This window comes from Burkholderia sp. S171 (assembly GCF_009766085.1).
Classification (GTDB): domain Bacteria; phylum Pseudomonadota; class Gammaproteobacteria; order Burkholderiales; family Burkholderiaceae; genus Caballeronia.
This window is the reverse complement of the sequence record NZ_LMUF01000013.1, coordinates 77,797-95,052: the sequence shown is the minus strand read 5'-3', so window position 1 is coordinate 95,052 and position 17,256 is coordinate 77,797. Positions and strand designations below refer to the sequence as shown.

Genomic DNA, 17,256 nt, shown 5'->3' with positions numbered 1-17,256 from the left:
GGCAATGCCCGCCACCGCTACGCTATCCAGCAAATTTCAGATCTCCATTCCCAAAGCGGTTCGTGAAGAACAGCATTGGGAGGCCGGACAAGACTTCGTGTTCATTCCAAAGGGCAAAGGCGTGCTACTCATGCCCGTACCCGAATTGGAGCAATTGGCTGGCATCGCGAAGGGTGCCAGGAAAGACGACTATCGTGACCGCGAGGACCGGTACTAATGGCGACATCAATGCGCGTGATTGATACGTCGGCCTGGATCGAGTGGTTGGTCGGCAGTGCGCTAGGCAAGAAGCTGAGCAAGGAATTTCCGGACAAGTCTCGCTGTATCGTGCCGACGATCGTACAGCTCGAATTGTCGAAATGGCTGGTGCGCGAGGTCGGTGAAGAACAAGCCGACCAAGTTATTGCCTACACCCAGAAATGTACGGTTGTACCGTTGGACACGGCCATCGCGTTGCTGGCGGCCGAATTGCATCGGGAACACAAACTGGCGACCGCCGATGCGATCGTCTATGCGACAGCAAGGCAGCAGGGTGCGGATTTGCTTACGTGTGACGCACATTTCAACGGTCTGCCGGACACCGTGTTTTTCCCAAAGCCGCCCCGCTCGTGAGAGTCTGCTCGGGCGCCGACAGGTCCGATCCCGTTTTTTGCCACGTGTCTAGCTGAAGTCACCACGTGCTCGGTCCTTGGAAGTCCGAGGAACGGAGCAAACGTTGGGAACCTAGATCGGTACGGAGATTGGTGCGCCCGGCTGGGATCGAACCAGCAACCCCTGCCTTCGGAGGAGTACAAGCGCCAGCAGCACCCTTTAAAATCAATGCCTTACACAACTCGCAAAGTGTAAAACCAAGGGTGCACAAGGTGAATCAAGGTCAAAACGGACCGTTCCAGGTGCAATTTAGGTGTAGTGCGCTTTGCGCACTCCCTGCCGAACCAGTGCCACGAAATTTACGGGCGCTCCACCGTTAGCGAACGTACCTAGTCGACCCGTCACCGTCTATCGAGAGCGCGTGCTTCCCATGTCCGTTCGCAACCCATAAGGGACGATCAGCTTTCCACGCGGACATTCAAGCTGAACGAGGATCAAGGGCAATCCAGCTTAAACTGGACTGCCCTAGGTACAATTTAGGTGTAGAGGATCAACCACCTTATGGCCCGTTACGGCGCAATCCTGATGCGTCTACCGCCTGCGAGTATCGAGTCAAATCGGCGTGAATAAGGTTGCCACGGATACCCGACGCTGCAATAAGCGAAGAATTTCATCGAGTTCAACACGCGCTTCAGCCTGTAGTCCTAGGCAACGCGCAATGCCGAGGGCGTCAGTACCAAGTCGCGAATGCAAGTTCAGTTTGTAGTCCCCCCCTACTTCCTTTGCCAGACCATACGCGTGCATGTGCAACGAATTAGCCAGCGTTGCTGGGTTCGATAAGTGACCAAAATCAAATTGGCGAGTCATATAATTCACAAGCGTATCTTGCACCACCAAGACCAGCTTTTTGTTCAAATGCTCGAACGTCTGGATTTTATGATGCATTTGAACCAAAATTGTCTTTGAAGTCATCTTCCAATTCATGCCAAAAGACGTATCCAGATTTTCGGCGCTATCAGCGCGAGAAACGCCTAAGTCGCGCAGAAGGCGCTGCCTTTCCGGCCATACCGTCCCTGAAGTATCAAGTGTCTGTAGTTCGATACCGACAAAATCGCAGACGCGCCCGCCTCGAACGGAGACTAGAAAAAAATCGACATTGCCCCCGGGAATTTTCACCTCTTTGAGCAAATGCAGCTCATTACCGACCTCATGCCCCGTAAGCAAGTGTAAACAATCAATAAATATCTGCCGGCGTTGAACCAGTCTGGTTGGACAAATTACTACTGCCCCTAACTCCTTGTCCTGCACGTAATTAACAGTACACGTTCCAATCGATATCGATGGGTTACTTTTTCGAGTTTTATAACATTTCTTTCCAGTAAATTCGCAAGTCTGCGCTGCTGCCACTTCATTCCAGTTCAGGTTTTTACGTGAAACAGCGTGCCCAAAAAGCTCCACCACTTTATTCGTCATATTAATAATTCACACCGGCTTTCTGTGAGTTCAAGGTATCGGCGAGATATATCGATGCCTACTGATCGGCGTTCTAACATCCGTGCCGTGTAAAGCGTGGTTCCTGTCCCGCAAAATGGGTCAAGTACGATGCCACCGGCAGGACAAGTGGCCAAAATTGGTATGCGACACAGGTCGACCGGATATGCAGCAAAATGAGCGTCGCGTCCTTGCGTATCTTCCGGAACGATGTTCCAGACGTCGGTCGGCTTGCTACCTTTAGGATGATATTTGAGAAAATAGAAGCCTTTACTTCTCAGTTCCTTGGCTCTTCCAGATACGTTTTCCGCGTCTGAATGAGTCGTCCGTTGCTGTCCTCGAATAATCATTCGAAAATCTGAAATCCGACCATTCGTAATATCGTTTAAAACCGCGTTTAATGCAGAAGTGGCGGCAGACTTTTCTTCCAGCGTGAGCGCCGTTGACAATTCGATCTGCCTTCTATACCGCACTCCGGACACTCCGGTTCCCGATACTACGGCACCGTTTACGATTTTTGTCTGGCGTGGATTGGCACGAATGGAGTCAGCATCATAATAATAACCTTTCGCCTGTTTTACGAAATGGAACACGTTTTCGTGCAGATTGCCCAAGCGGTCCTTAGAGTTGTCCATGCCACTCTTTACTTTATTCCAAACGACACTATTTCGCATTATCCAACCTTGATTGTCCGTCAGCTCAAACGCCACGCGCCAGGGGATGCCAACAAGTCCTTTCCCCACGTATGTGTCACCCAAATTCAACCAAAACGAGCCCTCTGGCTTCAAAACCCTCTTTACCTCTGACGCAATTGCGGCAAGGTCTGCTACGAAATCGCGATAGTTTTTTTCCATTCCGATCCCGCCACTATCGTATTCCCTCTTCCCCCAATAAGGTGGCGACGTCATGGCGCAATCAATAGAGGCGTCCGGAAGCGCCTGTAATACAGCCAGTGCGTTGCCCAATAGGAGTAATGGCGCTAAGTCCGATCGCTTAGAAAACGTGTCGAACTCATCGCTATGATTGTCATCGATGACACGGTTTGAATATGCACTGGCACGCGCTGCGACGTGTTCGTCGATGCCGTGCTCTAACGTCGGGGTCATTGTTTTCGCCACGCGGATCCTCCACAGAGTTTGTAAGCCGACAGGCGGTCGTTCTTCACTAGCGGTAATGGTAACCGCTAGACCTTCGAGCCGTCATCGTTGAGCGCATCAAATTGCATCTGCCTTCCGTCGGAGCCATGCTGGCGGGTCGCAATGGTGGCCCCATCAAAGCGTTTTCCGCTGCTGCATCAAAAGCGCCCCCTAAGAGAACCTGGCAGGCGCGGAGGGGACTGCAACCCTGCGCCATATGACTTCCTGGCGGTTGCACGTTGCCTATTCACGAATAGGCCCATCACTCTTCTCTCTGCCGAGTGCAGCTTTGCAACAGTTAACCACATGAGGTTGACCAATCAACCTCATGTGGTTAACATGAATTATTAGGATTAATCCACGCAGTCACGAGGGGGAGCATCAATGATTACTGCATTTGGCGATTACGTAAGGAGCCTGCGGCAAAAACATTCAGAATTGCTCAGGGACATGGCGGTACGACTTCAAGTCACCTCCGCATTCTTGTCCGCAGTTGAAACCGGCAGGAAGAGCATTCCGGGGGAATGGTTCAGTAGGCTTGTCACGATGTACGCGCTGCCCAAAATTGAAGCGGAAAAACTTCGACAAGCGATCGATGAATCTCAGCGCAGTGTAATTATCGATTTGGATGGAACGTCTGCACTGCGCCGGGGCGTAGCTGTAGCGCTTGCGCGGCGATTCAACGAGATGTCAGATCAAGAATTGAATGAACTGCGACAAAGCATGTTTTTGTCCAAACCGAACGGAGAGAAGTAATGCACGCCTTCCGCGCTTTGCCGATGAAGCGTTCCGAAATCCGGGCGGTAGCCCAAGATCTTCGGCGATCGCTGGGCCTGGAAGGCCGGCTATGGTTTCCGGTTCTGCAGTTGGTTGAGCACGCGTTTCCGCTGCTAGATAAGCAATATCACTTCGAAGTTGCCGATCGCGATGAATTGGGGGAATCGCACGGATTGACCGAAAGGGACGGCGACTGGGTCACCATTAAGATTCGCGAGGACATTTACGACCGAGCCTGCTCGGACGAGGGCAGAGATCGAGGGACGGTTGCGCATGAAGCAGGTCACTACCTGTTACATGCGCGGTCTACCGCGTTGCACCGCCATTTCGGTGACACGTTGAAGTCGTTCGAGGATCCTGAATGGCAGGCCAAAGCCTTTCAAGGGGAGCTTCTCGTCCCCAAACACCTCGTTACCGGCATGACCGCGAGCCAAGTCGCGCACCAGTGTGGTGTTTCCTACGAAGCTGCGGACTACCAACTTAAGCTCTACGAGGCCGGAAAATGAAAAAGCGCATTGAAGAGTTGACGCTCCTCAATGCGCTCCAGCAAAGGAACGCCAAACTGCTCCTGGCGCTCTCTCGCGACCTACCTGTGTGCGACCGGAATAGTAGTTATCCAATTCCGAACAGTCAAGTTGTGAGTTTCTATCGGGGCATGCTTTTACGGAGGTGTTGCATGTTCGCACAGAGCCTGCATCCCAAGATTGTCCGTGTGAGCAGCTATGTTCGATTCCGGCTGGGCCGACTCGAACATGTCTGTCAGCACTGGCGATCCGCGCCAAGCGTTTAAGTAGTTCCAGGCGACCGTGAGGGGGTCTCGCGGTCGCCACTAGACAACTCACAAGGCTTTTATGACTATTCTAATTCGCGTCAACAATCCGGCCGCCCTCCTTAAGGCGATCAAAAACGACATCGATACTAACAAGATCGAAACGTGGACGTATGACAGTGACGGTGACTTTTGTCATACGCCACCGCAGTGGCTTTACAAGGCCTGGTTGCGGCCTACGGTTGAGGCTGGGGCGTTGCGATTAACGCTCATTCAAAACAAAAACCAAGTCCTAACAAAGGTTGTCTACGGTGTTTACCACGGCAGATTTATCGAGATGCTTTTAGCACATTTCGAAGACGACTTCAGTTCCGTGGAAACGACAGCGCGGCAACCGCACTACTTGGGCGTTTGATACTGCCAATGCATGCTCATGGCGGCTCTAGCGAGCCGCCTTTTTTGTCGCAAGATCTCAACGAAAACGCCAGCGCGCCAACAGCTGGACGCCCGATGCCTGTACCCGCCACTGTCGAAAATGGGCCTACTGGTCGAGCTTTGGTTCTCCAATCGAATACGTCCTGAAGCGCACTACCTCATCATCAAGCCACTCATTGATCTGTGCGAATCGCCTCTGCAACGGTTCGATTTCATTTGCACCGAACACCTTTGCCGCCGTGTCGGCCGCTCCAAAACCGCCGGTATTGCTCGGCACAATTCCCAAAAGCTGCGGCGGTACGCGGTGCGCCGCGAGCAAGTCATCGCGCGTCACATTCTTGATGTTAAAAAACTCATCCTTTGCCGTGACCTCAGACACCGGTATGAGCTGGATGCCATCTTTCTTGCCGTTCGGCGCGTACATGAAAAGGTTTCGGAAATTGCCTGGCCCCTTGCTGTTCTTCAAAGCCTCGCGCATGTTGTCGACATCGGTTTGACTTTGCGCCGCATCGGTCATGTACAGGATGAAACCCGCGTGCGAACCATTCTCGTAATACCGCCGGCGAAAGAGCGTCGCCGACTCATTCAACCAGGCCGCGTGTAGGGCGCCGAGATATTCGGGTAAGCCGTACACCTCCTGATTAATGTCTGGTTCCATCAAATGATGGATCGAGCCGACCTCGAACTCGTGTTGCTGTTGCCACCCGTTGACCTGGTAAAACCTCTGCAAGTCTGTCGACCGGCGCAAGTATTTCGACGGGGCGCGTTTGAGCGCGAGCGTTCCGCCGAGCCTCGACTTTTGCCGCTCAAGATACCCATTGCCGAACACCAGGAAATCGAGCGACCACTTATCGAATTCCTCGCGCGTGAGCAACTTGTGAGGAATGAACGTGGCCGAAAGCACGTTGCGTTTAAAGTAAATCGCCGAGCTGTGATGTACACCAGCTCGAAACGATTTCGCCAGGCCGGCGGGCGACACCGGCGGTTCAAACCATTGGCCGGCGGCCCACGTCTCGACGTAATCGAGTATTTCGGCGCGGTCCATCACTGGCATGGCGTCGCCGAACGTAAAGGCCTCGGCCTTTGGCGGGTTTGAAAGTGCGGCCGGCGGTGCGGCGTGCGTGTGCTGTCTGCGCTTACTCAATTTGAGAACTCCATAAAGCCGGTATTGTTTGCGGTGATGCCTTCTAACGGCTCGTTACCGAGCGCGTGCAGACACGCCCACGCTAAATCCGCGTGGCCTGTTTCCTCATTCCTGCTGGCCTCATACGTGACTTTCTTGCCGCTCGCCGTCATCGTCTTTCGGATCGCCATAAACGACTGAGCTAAATCAGTCCAACCGGCATCGAATTCGAGCCGGCCCTTGCCGATCACGTTTAAGCCTTTGAGCACCAAGCGGCCTTTCACTTCAGGCGAGTAATTGAGCGCGACGGCGTGCGGGTAGAACTGGCGCACAAGCTGATAAACGCCCTGGCCGATGCCTGTCGTATCGATCGCCATATACGTCACGTTGTATTGCTGTGTGACTTGGCGAATAGCCTCGGCCTGGGCCTCGAAATCCATGCCGCGCCATTGGCACTTATGCAGCACGCGGAACTTGCCACCAGGCACGGCCGGCGGTGCGAGCACGATAAGGCCGGCGGAATCGCCCGATAGGGCAGGGTCATAACCTACCCAAACCGGGCGATATCCGAACGGCCGAGCGGCGAACGGTTTGAAGTCATCGGCCCATTCATCCCAGGAATCGACCATGCAGCGTTGCAAGTCGGCGAGCGGGAAAATCGACGCGGTATCGTCGATAAACTGGCACATCAACAGGTTTGCGTATTCCTCGGCGCTGTATTCAAGGCGCAGCTCGTCGACATCGAACAAGTCGCAACCGCCGAGCACGGCATCCTCGACCGTCACAATCTGGCGCCATTGCCTGTCCTCGCAGAGACGCCCACCGGCGAGCATCTTATGCGTTACGTCCATATGCAAATGGTCGACCTTTGCGCGCCCCCTGTTGTAATGCTCGCCACTCCAAAACGTATAGGCGCCGTGGCCTATGCTCGAAGGCGTTGAAAAATACGTCTTTCTCCATTGCTTGTGCATCGCCATACCGGAGGCGACTTTGTTGAGCTGTTGGAATCCTCCAACCCAAAAATATTCATCGAAATAAAAATTGCCGTGATAGCTCTGCGCGGTGCGCGCGTTCGTGCCGAGAAAATAAAGGATCGCCTCATTCGGCAAAACGATCGGCTCGCCGGTCAATTCAACGTCTGCGGCCTCGCGGGCGAACTGGCATATGTACTGCCTGAAAACGTGCGCCTGCGCCTTGCTGGCCGACAAGAAAATCTGATTACGGCCCGTGTTGATCGCGTCGTCTAAGGCCTCGCGTGCGAAATACCAGGTAGCGCCTATCTGGCGCGACTTGAGGATGTTGCGGGTTCGCTGATGCCCTTGGCGATACCAGACCTTTTGATAATCGAACAACGAATCGAGAAAGGCCTCGCGAATCTGCTGCGCCTGATCGTCGCTGATCGCGTTACGCGTTGCCTTCTCTTTTCGGGGCGCCGTGTTGCGCGCCTCGATATTCGGGTTCAAGTCGCTTTCTTTCCCCGTCTCGCCGTACTTACGCACGCGCGCCAGGCGTTCAACCTGGCGGCCTAGCAAGTCGATCTCTTTGAAGTCGCGGCCGTCTTTCTCATCCTTCGCGATAAGCACCGCCATGCGTGTTTCTAGCGATGCCTCTATGCGCTCGATCGCCGGCGCATCGGCCCACTTGTCGCGCTGTTTCCATGCCTCGACCGTAGGGCGTTTTTCTCCAATGTGTTTCGCAATCGACGAGACGCGCCAACCCTGCCAGTAGAGCGCGCGGGCTATACGGCGAGGATCGGCGTTGTTTTCCAGAACGGGGGCAATGTCGGCAGTTTCTAGCATGCGGCAAGCGTACCCGCGACGCGCGCGCGCAAGGGGGCTAAGTGTTTGTATCCAAAGCGAAAACACTCGCCGCCCATTGAGACATTGCGCCCTCGAACGCAATATGTGAACCCACGTTGAACCCTTAAACGACCCTGTAATAACCCTGTTGGAGACCTAACGATGCAATCTCGCAAGCTGTCGCTTATGTCGTTCGCCGTTGCGGCGATCGCGTTCGCTTTCACAATGGACGCACACGCGGCGACGCTCGCCGTGAGCACCGTACTTGCACCGATCGATTTTGCCGCGCATGGCCTGGGCGCCCTCGGCATCGGATCAATCGCACTGGCCGGCCCGAACGCCGACACAGTGAAGCATGCGGCAACGAAGTTTTTCCGCATCGCTGTCGAAGGCGCGACCACGGACGGCCGCAACATTTCGCGCGAATGGCTCACGCAAATGGCGAAGAACTACAGCCCTGAGCTGTACGGCGCACGCCTGAATCTCGAACACTATCGCGGCATCATTCCCGATGGCCCGTTCAAGGCATACGGCGACGTTCTCGCACTCGAAACCCGCGACGAAACGGGCGTGCTCGCTGGAAAGCTCGGCCTCTATGCGCAAATTGCACCGACGCCCGAACTCGTCGCACTGACGAAGGCCAAGCAAAAAATCTATACCTCGTGCGAAGTCGACCCGTCTTTCGCCGACACCAAGCAAGCCTATTTGATCGGCCTGGCCGTGACCGATAGCCCCGCGAGCCTCGGCACTGAAATCCTTTCCTTCGCAGCTCAAAACCCGGCGGCCTCGCCGTTCGCAAGTCGCAAGGTAAGCCCGACGAACCTCTTTACGGTCGCCGACGAAACAGTGATCGAGCTGGAAGCGGACCCGGCGCCGGCTACGCCCTCGCTGTTCGCTCGCGTTGCCGAGCTGCTCGGCATCGCGAAAGAGAAGGGCGCGAAAGACGACACGCGATTCGCTGACGTAACGCAAGCGGTCGAAGCGATCGCCACGCACGGTAACGAACAGGCGGCGACATTGGCCGCGCTGCAAGAGACCGTCGCCGAGCTGACGGCCGCCGGCGAGCGCGATCGCCAAGCGTTCGCAGAGTTGCAAACACAGCTCTCGACAACCGGCAACGGGCACCCCCTGCGGCCGGCTGCAACCGGCGCCAACGCCGATATCAAAACCGACTGCTAAACCGACGCCCTCGGCACTTCCTCGACCCTTGGAGTAACACACAACATGCAGAACAAAACCCGCCTCGCTTTCAATGCCTACCTGGAAGCAATCGCGCAGCTCAACGGCGTGCCGAGCGCGGCCGCTAAGTTTGCGGTCGACCCGAGCGTGCAACAAAAGCTCGAAACGCGCATGCAGGAATCGAGCACGTTCCTGTCGAAAATCAACGTGATGCCGGTATCGGAACAACAGGGCGAAAAGCTCGGCCTCGGCATCGGCGGCCCGATCGCGAGCACCACCGACACGAAGGTGAAAGACCGCGAAACGACCGACCCGACCGATATCGACTCGCACAAGTATTTCGCCTCGCAAACGAACTTCGATTCGCATGTGCCGTATGCGAAGCTCGACGCCTGGGCGAAGTTTGCGGACTTTCAAACCCGCTTACGCGACGCGATCGTGCAACGCATGGCGCTCGATCGCATCACGATCGGATTCAACGGCAAGACGCGCGCGGCGACGTCCAATCGCGGCACAAACCCCTTGCTGCAAGACGTGAATATCGGATGGCTGCAAGCGTATCGCGATCAAGCTGCGGCCCGCGTGATGGATCACGGCAAGGCCGCCGATAAGGTACAAGTCGGCGCCGGCGGTGATTACGCGAACCTCGACGCCCTGGTGTATGACGCGGTGAATAGCCTGGTGGACGCATGGCACCGCGAGGATACGGCGCTCGTCGTGATCTGCGGCCGCGAGCTGCTGCACGATAAGTATTTCCCGATTTTGAACCAGGACAACAAACCGACCGAGCAAGCGGCGGCCGACATGATCGTGAGTCAGAAGCGCATCGGCGGCTTGCCGGCTGTGTCCGTTCCTTACTTCCCGGCCAACGCCATGATGGTGCAACGCCTCGATAACTTGTCGATCTACTGGCAAGAGGGCGCACGCCGTCGCACGATCGTCGACAACGCCAAGCGCGACCGTATCGAGAACTTCGAATCGAGCAACGATGCGTATGTCGTCGAAGATTTCGGCGCCGGTTGCATGGTCGAAAACATCACGGCGGTCTAATGATGAAAAGCCCCGCCCAACGCCATTTTGAACGCGTGTCGGCCGAACAAGCTGCGGCCTCGGCCGCGCCTGGCGAATCCCTCGCCGGCGCAAACGCCTATGAGCTGATGCTTGTAAAGCTGTCGACCGATCGGCGCCGCTTGAAATCGATTGCCTCGATCGAGCAAAAGATCAAGGTAAAGCGCGACGAGCTGTTACCCGATTACGTCGACTACGTGGCCGGCGCGTTGAGTGGCGGGCGGGGCGCTCAAGACGACGTTTTAACTACGGTGATGATCTGGCGCATCGATGCGGGCGACTACGCCGGCGCGCTCGATATCGCGCGGTACGCGATCAAACATCGAATGACCTTGCCCGATCAATACGACCGGCCGCTCGCGACCGCGATCGCCGAGGAATTCGCCGAGGCTGCACTCGCGGATTTCAAAAAGGGCATTGCGATCGATTTCGTGCAGCTCGGCGAAGTCGCGGAACTCACCGCGCCGGCCGATATGCACGACCAGGTGCGCGCCAAGATGCACAAAGCAATCGGCTACGCCGTGCAAAGCATCGATAGCGCGCTCGCCCTCCAACACCTACGCCGTGCGCTCGAACTCGATTCGCGCGTCGGCGTAAAGCAAGACATTGCTCGTATTGAGAAAGCGAGCAATGCGGCCGGCTGAACCGCCGACCGCACGTAACTAGCCCCCCCCGGCTGGGCGGCGCCGGCCGACGAAATGCAATGCCTGATGGTTACGCATTTCCGACGCCGGCCCACCGCCCACATTTTCCGAGCTGAAACCATGACGAGTTTTAACGCGATCGCCGCGCCGAGCATTACCCCCGAACCGAACCCGCCGGCCGCGTCGCTGATTGTCGAAAACATCGATTGGTTTCCGCCTGTTGACCTGGCCGCCATGCGCGAAGCGGTGCGCCTCGATGGCACCGTGACACATGCCCGCTTGCGCGATGCGGTGATCGCCGCAATCGACGAAGTAAATCGCGAGCTGTCGACCTGGCGAGCTGCGCACCAGGCCGCGAACGCCGCAAGCCTGGCCGAACTGCCGGCCGACAAAATCGGCGGCGAGAGTGTGCAGCTCGCGCGATATCGCCGTGCGGTCTATTTCCTCGCGCGTGCGGACCTGACCGAAAAATATCGCGACTTCGATAGCACGAGGTCGGGCGTCGCTGATGCCGACGAGCTGGTGACAACGATCGACGCCGATCGCCGCAACGCGCGCCACGCGATCAACGATATGCGCGGCCTCTCGCGCACAACGATAGAGCTGATCTGATGCGCGTTTATGCACAACAGGGCGATACCGTCGACGCCCTTTGCTTTCGCCACTACGGACGCACGCGCGGCGTCGTGGAGGCAACCCTCGAATTGAATGCGGGGCTTGCCGACCTCGGCCCGATATTGCCGCACGGCCAAGCCGTCGACTTGCCAGATGCACCGAACGATCAACCAACCATCTCAACCGTAAAACTTTGGGATTAACCAGGAGTGCGCCGTATGGCCGAACCTAGTACCGCGCTCGCCGTCGCATCGGCCAGCATTGGCATTGCCAGCTTGTTTCCTGGCGTCGACGGTAACGCACTGATCGGCGCATTCACCGGCGCCGCGCTCGTCGTCGTGACCTCGAAAGACTTATCGATCGGCAAGCGTTTCGCCTACCTGGTGATTTCGACTATTGCCGGATACCTGGCCGCGTCCGATGTCGTGCAGTGGACGCCGATAAAGAGCACGGGCGTTGCTGCTTTCTTCGCGGCCGCGCTGGCGATCACGGTAACGCTTCAACTGATCGAGCGAGTGAAAACGTTCGACCTGTTGGCGTTGTTCAAAAGGGGCTGACCTATGCACAACCCTCTCGCATTGATCGCGCTAATCGCCTACATCATCGCGGCGTTTCGCATCCTCACTTACCGCCGAGACGGGGCGCGCTATCGGCATCACGTCGCCTGGTTTGCATGGCTCTTGCTCGTGGTCCTGGGCGGCTCTGCGATCGAGCTGGCGATCCACGCTAAGGCGATCGGCATATTCGAAGCCGTGCGGGCGATCCTTTTCACGATTCTGGTTTTCGGCGCGCGGGGCAATGTCGCGCGTCTACTTAGGAGCGGATAACAATGATTCTGAGATACGGCGATATAGGCGACGATGTTGCATTGCTTCAAAAGCGCCTCACGCGTGCGGGCTTTCCGGTCAATGAGACACACATTTTTGACCATGCAACCGAATCCGCGGTTATGACGCTGCAACGCGCTCGCGGCGTGGTGATCGATGGCATTGTCGGCCCGAAAACGCTTATCGCTCTGCCAGGCCTTGCGCTGCCGTCACACCTGAGAGATTCCGACCTCGTGAAAGCGGCCGGCACCCTCGGCGTACCTGTCGCGGCCGTGCGTGCAGTGAATGAAGTTGAATCACGCGGACAAGGTTTCTTGCCTGACGGCCGGCCGAAGATCCTTTTCGAGCGCCACAAGTTTTATAAAGCCCTGGCCGATCGCGATATCGACCCGGCGCCGCTGGCCGTGAAATATCCGAACATCGTATCGAGCACTGCCGGCGGATACATGGGCGGGGCTGCGGAATACACCCGGCTCGCCTCGGCCGAACGCATCAACGTCGACGCGGCGCATGAGTCGGCGAGCTGGGGCGCGTTTCAAATCATGGGCTATCACTGGAAACGCTTGCAGTATTCGAGCATTGCCGATTTCGTCGTACGCATGAAGCAAAGCGAAGGCGATCACCTCGACGGGTTTGTGCGCTTTATCGCGGCCGACACGGCCTTGCTCGCGGCTCTAAAGGGTAAGAAGTGGGCGGCCTTCGCCAAGGGCTACAACGGGGCGGATTACGCGCGCAACCTATACGACTCGAAGCTCGCCCAAGCGTATGCGAAATATGCCGAGCGGGAAGCGGAAACCGCATGAGCACGATCGCCTCGCGTCTCATTGCGTGCCTTGTGGCGGCCCTGGCGCTCGTCGGAGCATGGTCCTATGTCCAAGCCTTACGCGGCGACCTGGCGGCCGCCCTGGACGCCTCACGCACGGCACAAGAGACGGTCGACCGGCGCGACTCCACGATCGCGCAGTTACAGAAAACCGAGCGCGAGCACGCCCGCCAGCTCGCGCAGCTCGAACGCACCCGCCAGGGCGTCGCGGCCAACCTGGCCGCTCGTGAAACCGAACTAGAGGCTTTGAAGCATGAAAGCGAAACCGTGCGCGCCTGGGCTGATGGCGCTATCCCTGATGACGTTGTGCGCCTGTACACAAGCCCCGCGCTCACCGGAACCGCCGACCTCCTTTCAACAGTGCGCGCCGATAACGGCATGCACGATGCCGGCAATGTCGCCGCGCCGTAACGGCGACCTGGCGCACGCGCTCGACGTCGCGCGCGCTGCCTGGGGTGATTGTGCAGCCCGCGTCGATATGGTTCTCGCTTGCCAGGCGCACGACCTGGCCGGCGCCCAGGGGGGCACTCATGAATAAGGCCGCGAGTTTCCGCCAGGCGATCGCCTCGGCCGTTCCCTCGCTCAAGGATGATCCCGACAAGCTGCTCGTTTTCATCGATCAAGGGCATATCGTCGCCACGGCCGCGCCCTCGCTCTCGTTTGAATATCGATTCGTGCTCAATGCGATCCTGCTCGACTTCGCCGGCGACGCCGATACCGTGTTCGTCGCGCTGATGGCCTGGGTTCAACGCAATCAATCCGACCTCGTATCAAACGACGACACGCGAAAGAACGGCATCACGTTCGAAGTCGATCACCTGACGCAAACGACCTTCGATCTATCGATCAAACTGACGCTCACCGAAAGCGTCGTCGTCGACACCGATCCCGCCGGCGTGCAGACAATCACGCACGTCGACGAGCCTGTGAACGAGTGGGACCTCGATACCCTGTTCCCCAATGGATGAATTGCAAGCTCTCGAATCCTGGGCGGGCGGCCTTCTCTCGCAGCTCCAAGCGCCCGCCAGGCGTGCGGCCCTGCGCGATATCGCGCGTGAGCTGCGGCGCAGTCAACAAGCCCGCATCGCACAACAAAAGAACCCCGACGAAAGCGCCTATGAGGCGCGCAAGCCCCGGCACGTCAAGAAGCTGCGCGGCAAGCAAGGACGCATCAAACGCGCGGCGATGTTCGCCAAGCTGCGCCAGGCGCGCTATCTGCGCGCCGAGTCCGACGCGAACGGCCTGGCGATCGGGTTTGTCGGGCGCATCGCTCGAATCGCTCGTGTCCACCAGTACGGCGAAAGCGATCGCGTCGCACCTGGCGGCGTCACGTACAAATATCCGGCGCGCGTGCTGCTCGGCTTTACCGATGCCGAGCGCGACATGATTCGCAATATGTTGCTTAAACACATCGTCAAATAACCATTCGGTTTTCTAACTATGTACCCAAGGCGCGAACAACTGCGCCTTGTCGACTCGCGCGTGCGTGCTCGGCACCATTGGGGAATGAACTCAAACGAATCCACACGCCAGTTTTTGAACGGCTTACGCAAAGGCACCGTGATAGGTCTGTCCGGCGCGTTGTGTCGCGTAGAGAGCGGCGAATTAACCACCGACTGGATTCAATGGTTCGTGCCTTGTGCCGGAGAAACGATCGAGTGGCTTGCGCCCTCGATCGGCGAAGGCGTGATGCTGTTGTGCCCGAGCGGCGACCCGGCGCAAGCCGTCGCACTGCGCGGTTTCTATACCGAGGATTTCGAATCGCCGAGCCTCGACCCCAATAAACACATTCGGCGATATCGCGACGGTGCGTTCGTCGAATACGACTTTGCCGCTCACATTCTCAACGTCGATTTACCCGCCGGCGCAACGGTCAATGTCACCGCCCCCGACGCGGTGAATATCAATACGAAAACCGCCAACGTAAAGGCCGACAAGGTGACGCTCGATGCTGATGTCGAAGTCACGCGCTCGATGGTTGTGAAAGGCCCGTTTTCATTTGAAAGCGGCGTAAGCGGCAAGGCCGGCACAAGCGGCGGCCCCGCTATGGTCATTTCCGGCACCGTTGCCGTAAGCGATGACGTGATCGCCGGCGGCAAGAGCGGAGCGCATCACTCGCACATGGAACAGGGCGACGGCAAACCAGTGAGCGAACCGATATGAAAGGAATGAACGCCAAGACCGGACGCGCAACGTTCGGCCTCTCACACCTGTATCAGTCAATCGAAAAGATTTTGACGACCCCGCTCGGCACACGCATAGCTCGCCGCGATTTTGGTTCCGAGCTGCCCGAGCTGGTCGACGCACCGAACAACGACACGACCCGCGTGCGCCTGTATGCCGCTGCCGCAACTGCGCTCATGCGATGGGAACCTCGCTTGCGGCTTACCCGCGTGCAGCTCTCGACGGACGTGAGCGAGACGGGCGCGGGCGTGCAAGTGCTCGACATTGAAGGCACGACAACCGAATCGGGCGACCAGGTAGCGACCCGCGTGCAACTCTCGAACGGCGGTGCGGCATGAGCGCGACCCCGATCGATCTCTCGCGCCTCCCTGTTCCGGCCGTTGTCGAAGTCATCGACTACGAGATTTTGCTCGCCGAGCGCAAAGCGAAACTCGTCTCGCTCTATCCCGTCGACGATCAAGCCGATATCGCGGCCGCGCTCGAACTCGAGTCCGAGCCGATGAACATTTCATTGCAGGAAAGCACGTATCGCGAAGTCGTCTTGCGTCAACGCGTCAACGATGCTGCGCGCGCCGTCATGCTCGCCTACGCGGTCAAAGAGGATCTAGACCAGGTAGCGGCCCTATTCGGTATCAAGCGCCTCACCATCGTCGAACCCGACCCGGCAAACGATATTGAGGGCGTCTATGAAGAGGACACCGACTTGCGAAAGCGCACGCAGCTCGCCCCGCAAGGCTATTCCGTTGCCGGCCCCGAAGGTGCGTATATCTCGCATGCGTTGAACACTGACGGCCGCGTGCTCGATGCCTCGGCTATTAGCCCCGCCCCGTGCGAAGTCGTCGTCACGATCCTGTCGCGTGAAGGCGACGGCACCGCGTCGCAAGACCTGCTCGACAAGATTACGGCCGCCCTGCAAGCCGACAACGTGCGGCCGCTCACCGATGACGTAACGGTGCGCGGTGCGGAAATCTTGCGCTACAAGGCGCGAGCAACGCTCATTTTCTTCGCCGGTCCTGATCGCTCTGTCGTGCTCAAGGAAGCGCAAAAGCGCACGGCCGCATATACCGACGAGATGCACCGTATGGGTATGGAAATCACCGAGGATGGTTTGCTCTCGGCGATGCGTGCGCCAGGCGTTCAAAAGGTAAAGCTCATTTCGCCGATCGGCGGCATCACCGTATCAAGACGGCAAGCGGCGTATTGCGAGTTGATCGAGCTGATCGACGGCGGCGTATATGACGGGGGCGCGGAATGAGCAAGCTACTCCCGCCGAACTCGACCACCACCGAGCGCAACCTCGCCACGGTCAACGCCGGCATATCCGATATCCCGACGCCGATCGCGCAGCTCATGAACCCGGACACGATCCCGCTCGCGTTGCTGCCCTGGCTCGCCTGGCACTTGGGAATCGATGCCTGGAAAGACTATTGGCCCGAGCAAGTGAAGCGCGCCCGCGTTAAGGCCGCTATCTCGATCGCTCGCAAAAACGGCACCGCTGCGGCCGTGCGCGAAGTCGTCGCCGCGTTCGGCGGAAACATCGCGTTGCGCGAATGGTTCCAGATGACACCGAAGGGCAAGCCTGGAACGTTTGACGTTGTGTTGACGGTCGGATCACGCGCCGGCGAGGCACCGACCGCCGAATACATCGCCGACATCATCGCGGAAATCGAGCGGACCAAGCCCGTGCGCGCGCACTACTCATTCACCCAGGGTTTCGGTATGCAAGGCGCGCTCGGCGTTGCCGGCGCCTTGCGGCCGGCCCTGTATCGCCGTCTTACTTTCACGGATCAATAAA

General features: G+C 57.8%; 25 protein-coding genes. 21 read left to right on the top strand and 4 right to left on the bottom strand.

Annotation, left to right across the window (positions count from 1 at the left end; genetic code table 11):
• Positions 1-4: 4 nt before the first annotated feature.
• Both GSQ93_RS09000 and GSQ93_RS08995 read left to right on the top strand, forming a co-directional pair.
• Positions 5-217, top strand: coding sequence for an AbrB/MazE/SpoVT family DNA-binding domain-containing protein (locus GSQ93_RS09000; protein WP_158935320.1), 213 nt, complete (start codon positions 5-7; stop codon positions 215-217).
• Positions 217-612 (top strand): type II toxin-antitoxin system VapC family toxin, encoded by a 396-nt coding sequence (locus tag GSQ93_RS08995; protein ID WP_158935319.1) that lies wholly within the window; start codon positions 217-219, stop codon positions 610-612. Before GSQ93_RS09000 ends, GSQ93_RS08995 begins: the two co-directional genes overlap by 1 nt.
• A gap of 591 nt (positions 613-1,203) precedes the next feature.
• Here GSQ93_RS08995 and GSQ93_RS08990 read toward each other — a convergent pair.
• Together GSQ93_RS08990 and GSQ93_RS08985 are read right to left on the bottom strand one after the other, a co-directional pair.
• Positions 1,204-2,064, bottom strand: a complete 861-nt coding sequence (locus GSQ93_RS08990) for a NotI family restriction endonuclease (RefSeq protein WP_158935318.1) — start codon at positions 2,062-2,064, stop codon at positions 1,204-1,206.
• A complete protein-coding gene (locus GSQ93_RS08985) occupies positions 2,061-3,200 on the bottom strand; it encodes a site-specific DNA-methyltransferase (protein ID WP_254073812.1) in 1,140 nt (379 codons plus the stop codon). Before GSQ93_RS08985 ends, GSQ93_RS08990 begins: the two co-directional genes overlap by 4 nt.
• A 402-nt stretch (positions 3,201-3,602) precedes the next feature.
• Between GSQ93_RS08985 and GSQ93_RS08980 the strand changes: the two genes are divergently transcribed.
• From GSQ93_RS08980 to GSQ93_RS08970, 3 genes are all read left to right on the top strand, one after another.
• A complete protein-coding gene (locus GSQ93_RS08980) occupies positions 3,603-3,974 on the top strand; it encodes a helix-turn-helix domain-containing protein (RefSeq protein WP_158935317.1) in 372 nt (123 codons plus the stop codon).
• Complete coding sequence (locus GSQ93_RS08975) at positions 3,974-4,501, top strand: ImmA/IrrE family metallo-endopeptidase (RefSeq protein WP_158935316.1); 528 nt, start codon at positions 3,974-3,976, stop codon at positions 4,499-4,501. Before GSQ93_RS08980 ends, GSQ93_RS08975 begins: the two co-directional genes overlap by 1 nt.
• Positions 4,502-4,846: 345 nt before the next feature.
• Positions 4,847-5,179, top strand: a complete 333-nt coding sequence (locus GSQ93_RS08970; protein ID WP_158935315.1) for a hypothetical protein — start codon at positions 4,847-4,849, stop codon at positions 5,177-5,179.
• A gap of 126 nt (positions 5,180-5,305) precedes the next feature.
• On the opposite strand, the gene GSQ93_RS08965 is transcribed toward GSQ93_RS08970, so the two are convergent.
• Entirely contained in the window at positions 5,306-6,343 is a 1,038-nt protein-coding gene (locus tag GSQ93_RS08965; protein WP_158935314.1) for a phage portal protein, read from the bottom strand.
• On the bottom strand, positions 6,340-8,121 hold the full coding sequence (locus GSQ93_RS08960) for a terminase ATPase subunit family protein (protein WP_158935313.1): 1,782 nt from the start codon (positions 8,119-8,121) through the stop codon (positions 6,340-6,342). Before GSQ93_RS08960 ends, GSQ93_RS08965 begins: the two co-directional genes overlap by 4 nt.
• A gap of 162 nt (positions 8,122-8,283) precedes the next feature.
• Here GSQ93_RS08960 and GSQ93_RS08955 point away from each other — a divergent pair, with 162 nt between their 5' ends.
• The 16 genes from GSQ93_RS08955 (at position 8,284) to GSQ93_RS08885 (ending at position 17,255) form a co-directional block, all read left to right on the top strand.
• Positions 8,284-9,300 carry a GPO family capsid scaffolding protein gene (locus GSQ93_RS08955; RefSeq protein WP_158935312.1) on the top strand — a complete coding sequence of 339 codons (1,017 nt, stop codon included), beginning with the start codon at positions 8,284-8,286 and terminating at the stop codon, positions 9,298-9,300.
• A gap of 45 nt (positions 9,301-9,345) precedes the next feature.
• Positions 9,346-10,350, top strand: a complete 1,005-nt coding sequence (locus GSQ93_RS08950) for a phage major capsid protein, P2 family (RefSeq protein WP_158935311.1) — start codon at positions 9,346-9,348, stop codon at positions 10,348-10,350.
• A gap of 2 nt (positions 10,351-10,352) precedes the next feature.
• Positions 10,353-11,012, top strand: coding sequence for a phage terminase small subunit (gene gpM / locus GSQ93_RS08945; RefSeq protein WP_158935344.1), 660 nt, complete (start codon positions 10,353-10,355; stop codon positions 11,010-11,012).
• Positions 11,013-11,132: 120 nt separating this feature from the next.
• Positions 11,133-11,624: a head completion/stabilization protein gene (locus GSQ93_RS08940; protein WP_158935310.1), complete on the top strand. Its 492-nt coding sequence runs from the start codon at positions 11,133-11,135 to the stop codon at positions 11,622-11,624.
• A complete protein-coding gene (locus tag GSQ93_RS08935) occupies positions 11,624-11,830 on the top strand; it encodes a tail protein X (protein ID WP_158935309.1) in 207 nt (68 codons plus the stop codon). Before GSQ93_RS08940 ends, GSQ93_RS08935 begins: the two co-directional genes overlap by 1 nt.
• 15 nt (positions 11,831-11,845) lie before the next feature.
• A complete protein-coding gene (locus GSQ93_RS08930; RefSeq protein ID WP_062084921.1) occupies positions 11,846-12,184 on the top strand; it encodes a putative holin in 339 nt (112 codons plus the stop codon).
• 3 nt (positions 12,185-12,187) lie between these two features.
• Positions 12,188-12,454 carry a phage holin family protein gene (locus GSQ93_RS08925; protein WP_158935308.1) on the top strand — a complete coding sequence of 89 codons (267 nt, stop codon included), beginning with the start codon at positions 12,188-12,190 and terminating at the stop codon, positions 12,452-12,454.
• Positions 12,455-12,456: 2 nt separating this feature from the next.
• Positions 12,457-13,257: an N-acetylmuramidase family protein gene (locus GSQ93_RS08920; RefSeq protein ID WP_158935307.1), complete on the top strand. Its 801-nt coding sequence runs from the start codon at positions 12,457-12,459 to the stop codon at positions 13,255-13,257.
• On the top strand, positions 13,254-13,688 hold the full coding sequence (locus GSQ93_RS38035; RefSeq protein ID WP_158935306.1) for a hypothetical protein: 435 nt from the start codon (positions 13,254-13,256) through the stop codon (positions 13,686-13,688). Before GSQ93_RS08920 ends, GSQ93_RS38035 begins: the two co-directional genes overlap by 4 nt.
• Positions 13,576-13,815 carry an Rz1-like lysis system protein LysC gene (lysC, locus tag GSQ93_RS37735; RefSeq protein ID WP_254073816.1) on the top strand — a complete coding sequence of 80 codons (240 nt, stop codon included), beginning with the start codon at positions 13,576-13,578 and terminating at the stop codon, positions 13,813-13,815. The genes GSQ93_RS38035 and lysC overlap by 113 nt, the downstream gene beginning before the upstream one ends.
• The gene (locus tag GSQ93_RS08910; protein WP_158935305.1) at positions 13,808-14,245 is read left to right on the top strand and encodes a phage tail protein; all 438 of its coding nucleotides are present in this window, start codon (positions 13,808-13,810) and stop codon (positions 14,243-14,245) included. Before lysC ends, GSQ93_RS08910 begins: the two co-directional genes overlap by 8 nt.
• Positions 14,238-14,699: a phage virion morphogenesis protein gene (locus GSQ93_RS08905; RefSeq protein ID WP_158935304.1), complete on the top strand. Its 462-nt coding sequence runs from the start codon at positions 14,238-14,240 to the stop codon at positions 14,697-14,699. The genes GSQ93_RS08910 and GSQ93_RS08905 overlap by 8 nt, the downstream gene beginning before the upstream one ends.
• Before the next feature lie 84 nt (positions 14,700-14,783).
• Positions 14,784-15,440, top strand: a complete 657-nt coding sequence (locus GSQ93_RS08900) for a phage baseplate assembly protein V (protein ID WP_158935303.1) — start codon at positions 14,784-14,786, stop codon at positions 15,438-15,440.
• Complete coding sequence (locus GSQ93_RS08895; RefSeq protein WP_158935302.1) at positions 15,437-15,799, top strand: GPW/gp25 family protein; 363 nt, start codon at positions 15,437-15,439, stop codon at positions 15,797-15,799. Before GSQ93_RS08900 ends, GSQ93_RS08895 begins: the two co-directional genes overlap by 4 nt.
• Positions 15,796-16,716 (top strand): baseplate J/gp47 family protein, encoded by a 921-nt coding sequence (locus GSQ93_RS08890; RefSeq protein ID WP_158935301.1) that lies wholly within the window; start codon positions 15,796-15,798, stop codon positions 16,714-16,716. Before GSQ93_RS08895 ends, GSQ93_RS08890 begins: the two co-directional genes overlap by 4 nt.
• Positions 16,713-17,255, top strand: coding sequence for a phage tail protein I (locus GSQ93_RS08885; RefSeq protein WP_158935300.1), 543 nt, complete (start codon positions 16,713-16,715; stop codon positions 17,253-17,255). Before GSQ93_RS08890 ends, GSQ93_RS08885 begins: the two co-directional genes overlap by 4 nt.
• Position 17,256 lies beyond the last annotated feature (1 nt).

What these genes read in the sequence shown, in the direction of transcription:
- GSQ93_RS09000 (WP_158935320.1), top strand. Translation starts at nt 5, where the DNA reads ATGCCCGCCACCGCTACGCTATCCAGCAAATTTCAGATCTCCATTCCC.
- GSQ93_RS08995 (WP_158935319.1), top strand. Translation starts at nt 217, where the DNA reads ATGGCGACATCAATGCGCGTGATTGATACGTCGGCCTGGATCGAGTGG.
- GSQ93_RS08990 (WP_158935318.1), bottom strand. Translation starts at nt 2,064, where the DNA reads ATGACGAATAAAGTGGTGGAGCTTTTTGGGCACGCTGTTTCACGTAAA.
- GSQ93_RS08980 (WP_158935317.1), top strand. Translation starts at nt 3,603, where the DNA reads ATGATTACTGCATTTGGCGATTACGTAAGGAGCCTGCGGCAAAAACAT.
- GSQ93_RS08975 (WP_158935316.1), top strand. Translation starts at nt 3,974, where the DNA reads ATGCACGCCTTCCGCGCTTTGCCGATGAAGCGTTCCGAAATCCGGGCG.
- GSQ93_RS08970 (WP_158935315.1), top strand. Translation starts at nt 4,847, where the DNA reads ATGACTATTCTAATTCGCGTCAACAATCCGGCCGCCCTCCTTAAGGCG.
- GSQ93_RS08960 (WP_158935313.1), bottom strand. Translation starts at nt 8,121, where the DNA reads ATGCTAGAAACTGCCGACATTGCCCCCGTTCTGGAAAACAACGCCGAT.
- GSQ93_RS08955 (WP_158935312.1), top strand. Translation starts at nt 8,284, where the DNA reads ATGCAATCTCGCAAGCTGTCGCTTATGTCGTTCGCCGTTGCGGCGATC.
- GSQ93_RS08950 (WP_158935311.1), top strand. Translation starts at nt 9,346, where the DNA reads ATGCAGAACAAAACCCGCCTCGCTTTCAATGCCTACCTGGAAGCAATC.
- gpM (WP_158935344.1), top strand. Translation starts at nt 10,353, where the DNA reads ATGAAAAGCCCCGCCCAACGCCATTTTGAACGCGTGTCGGCCGAACAA.
- GSQ93_RS08940 (WP_158935310.1), top strand. Translation starts at nt 11,133, where the DNA reads ATGACGAGTTTTAACGCGATCGCCGCGCCGAGCATTACCCCCGAACCG.
- GSQ93_RS08935 (WP_158935309.1), top strand. Translation starts at nt 11,624, where the DNA reads ATGCGCGTTTATGCACAACAGGGCGATACCGTCGACGCCCTTTGCTTT.
- GSQ93_RS08930 (WP_062084921.1), top strand. Translation starts at nt 11,846, where the DNA reads ATGGCCGAACCTAGTACCGCGCTCGCCGTCGCATCGGCCAGCATTGGC.
- GSQ93_RS08925 (WP_158935308.1), top strand. Translation starts at nt 12,188, where the DNA reads ATGCACAACCCTCTCGCATTGATCGCGCTAATCGCCTACATCATCGCG.
- GSQ93_RS08920 (WP_158935307.1), top strand. Translation starts at nt 12,457, where the DNA reads ATGATTCTGAGATACGGCGATATAGGCGACGATGTTGCATTGCTTCAA.
- GSQ93_RS38035 (WP_158935306.1), top strand. Translation starts at nt 13,254, where the DNA reads ATGAGCACGATCGCCTCGCGTCTCATTGCGTGCCTTGTGGCGGCCCTG.
- lysC (WP_254073816.1), top strand. Translation starts at nt 13,576, where the DNA reads ATGACGTTGTGCGCCTGTACACAAGCCCCGCGCTCACCGGAACCGCCG.
- GSQ93_RS08910 (WP_158935305.1), top strand. Translation starts at nt 13,808, where the DNA reads ATGAATAAGGCCGCGAGTTTCCGCCAGGCGATCGCCTCGGCCGTTCCC.
- GSQ93_RS08905 (WP_158935304.1), top strand. Translation starts at nt 14,238, where the DNA reads ATGGATGAATTGCAAGCTCTCGAATCCTGGGCGGGCGGCCTTCTCTCG.
- GSQ93_RS08900 (WP_158935303.1), top strand. Translation starts at nt 14,784, where the DNA reads ATGAACTCAAACGAATCCACACGCCAGTTTTTGAACGGCTTACGCAAA.
- GSQ93_RS08895 (WP_158935302.1), top strand. Translation starts at nt 15,437, where the DNA reads ATGAAAGGAATGAACGCCAAGACCGGACGCGCAACGTTCGGCCTCTCA.
- GSQ93_RS08890 (WP_158935301.1), top strand. Translation starts at nt 15,796, where the DNA reads ATGAGCGCGACCCCGATCGATCTCTCGCGCCTCCCTGTTCCGGCCGTT.
- GSQ93_RS08885 (WP_158935300.1), top strand. Translation starts at nt 16,713, where the DNA reads ATGAGCAAGCTACTCCCGCCGAACTCGACCACCACCGAGCGCAACCTC.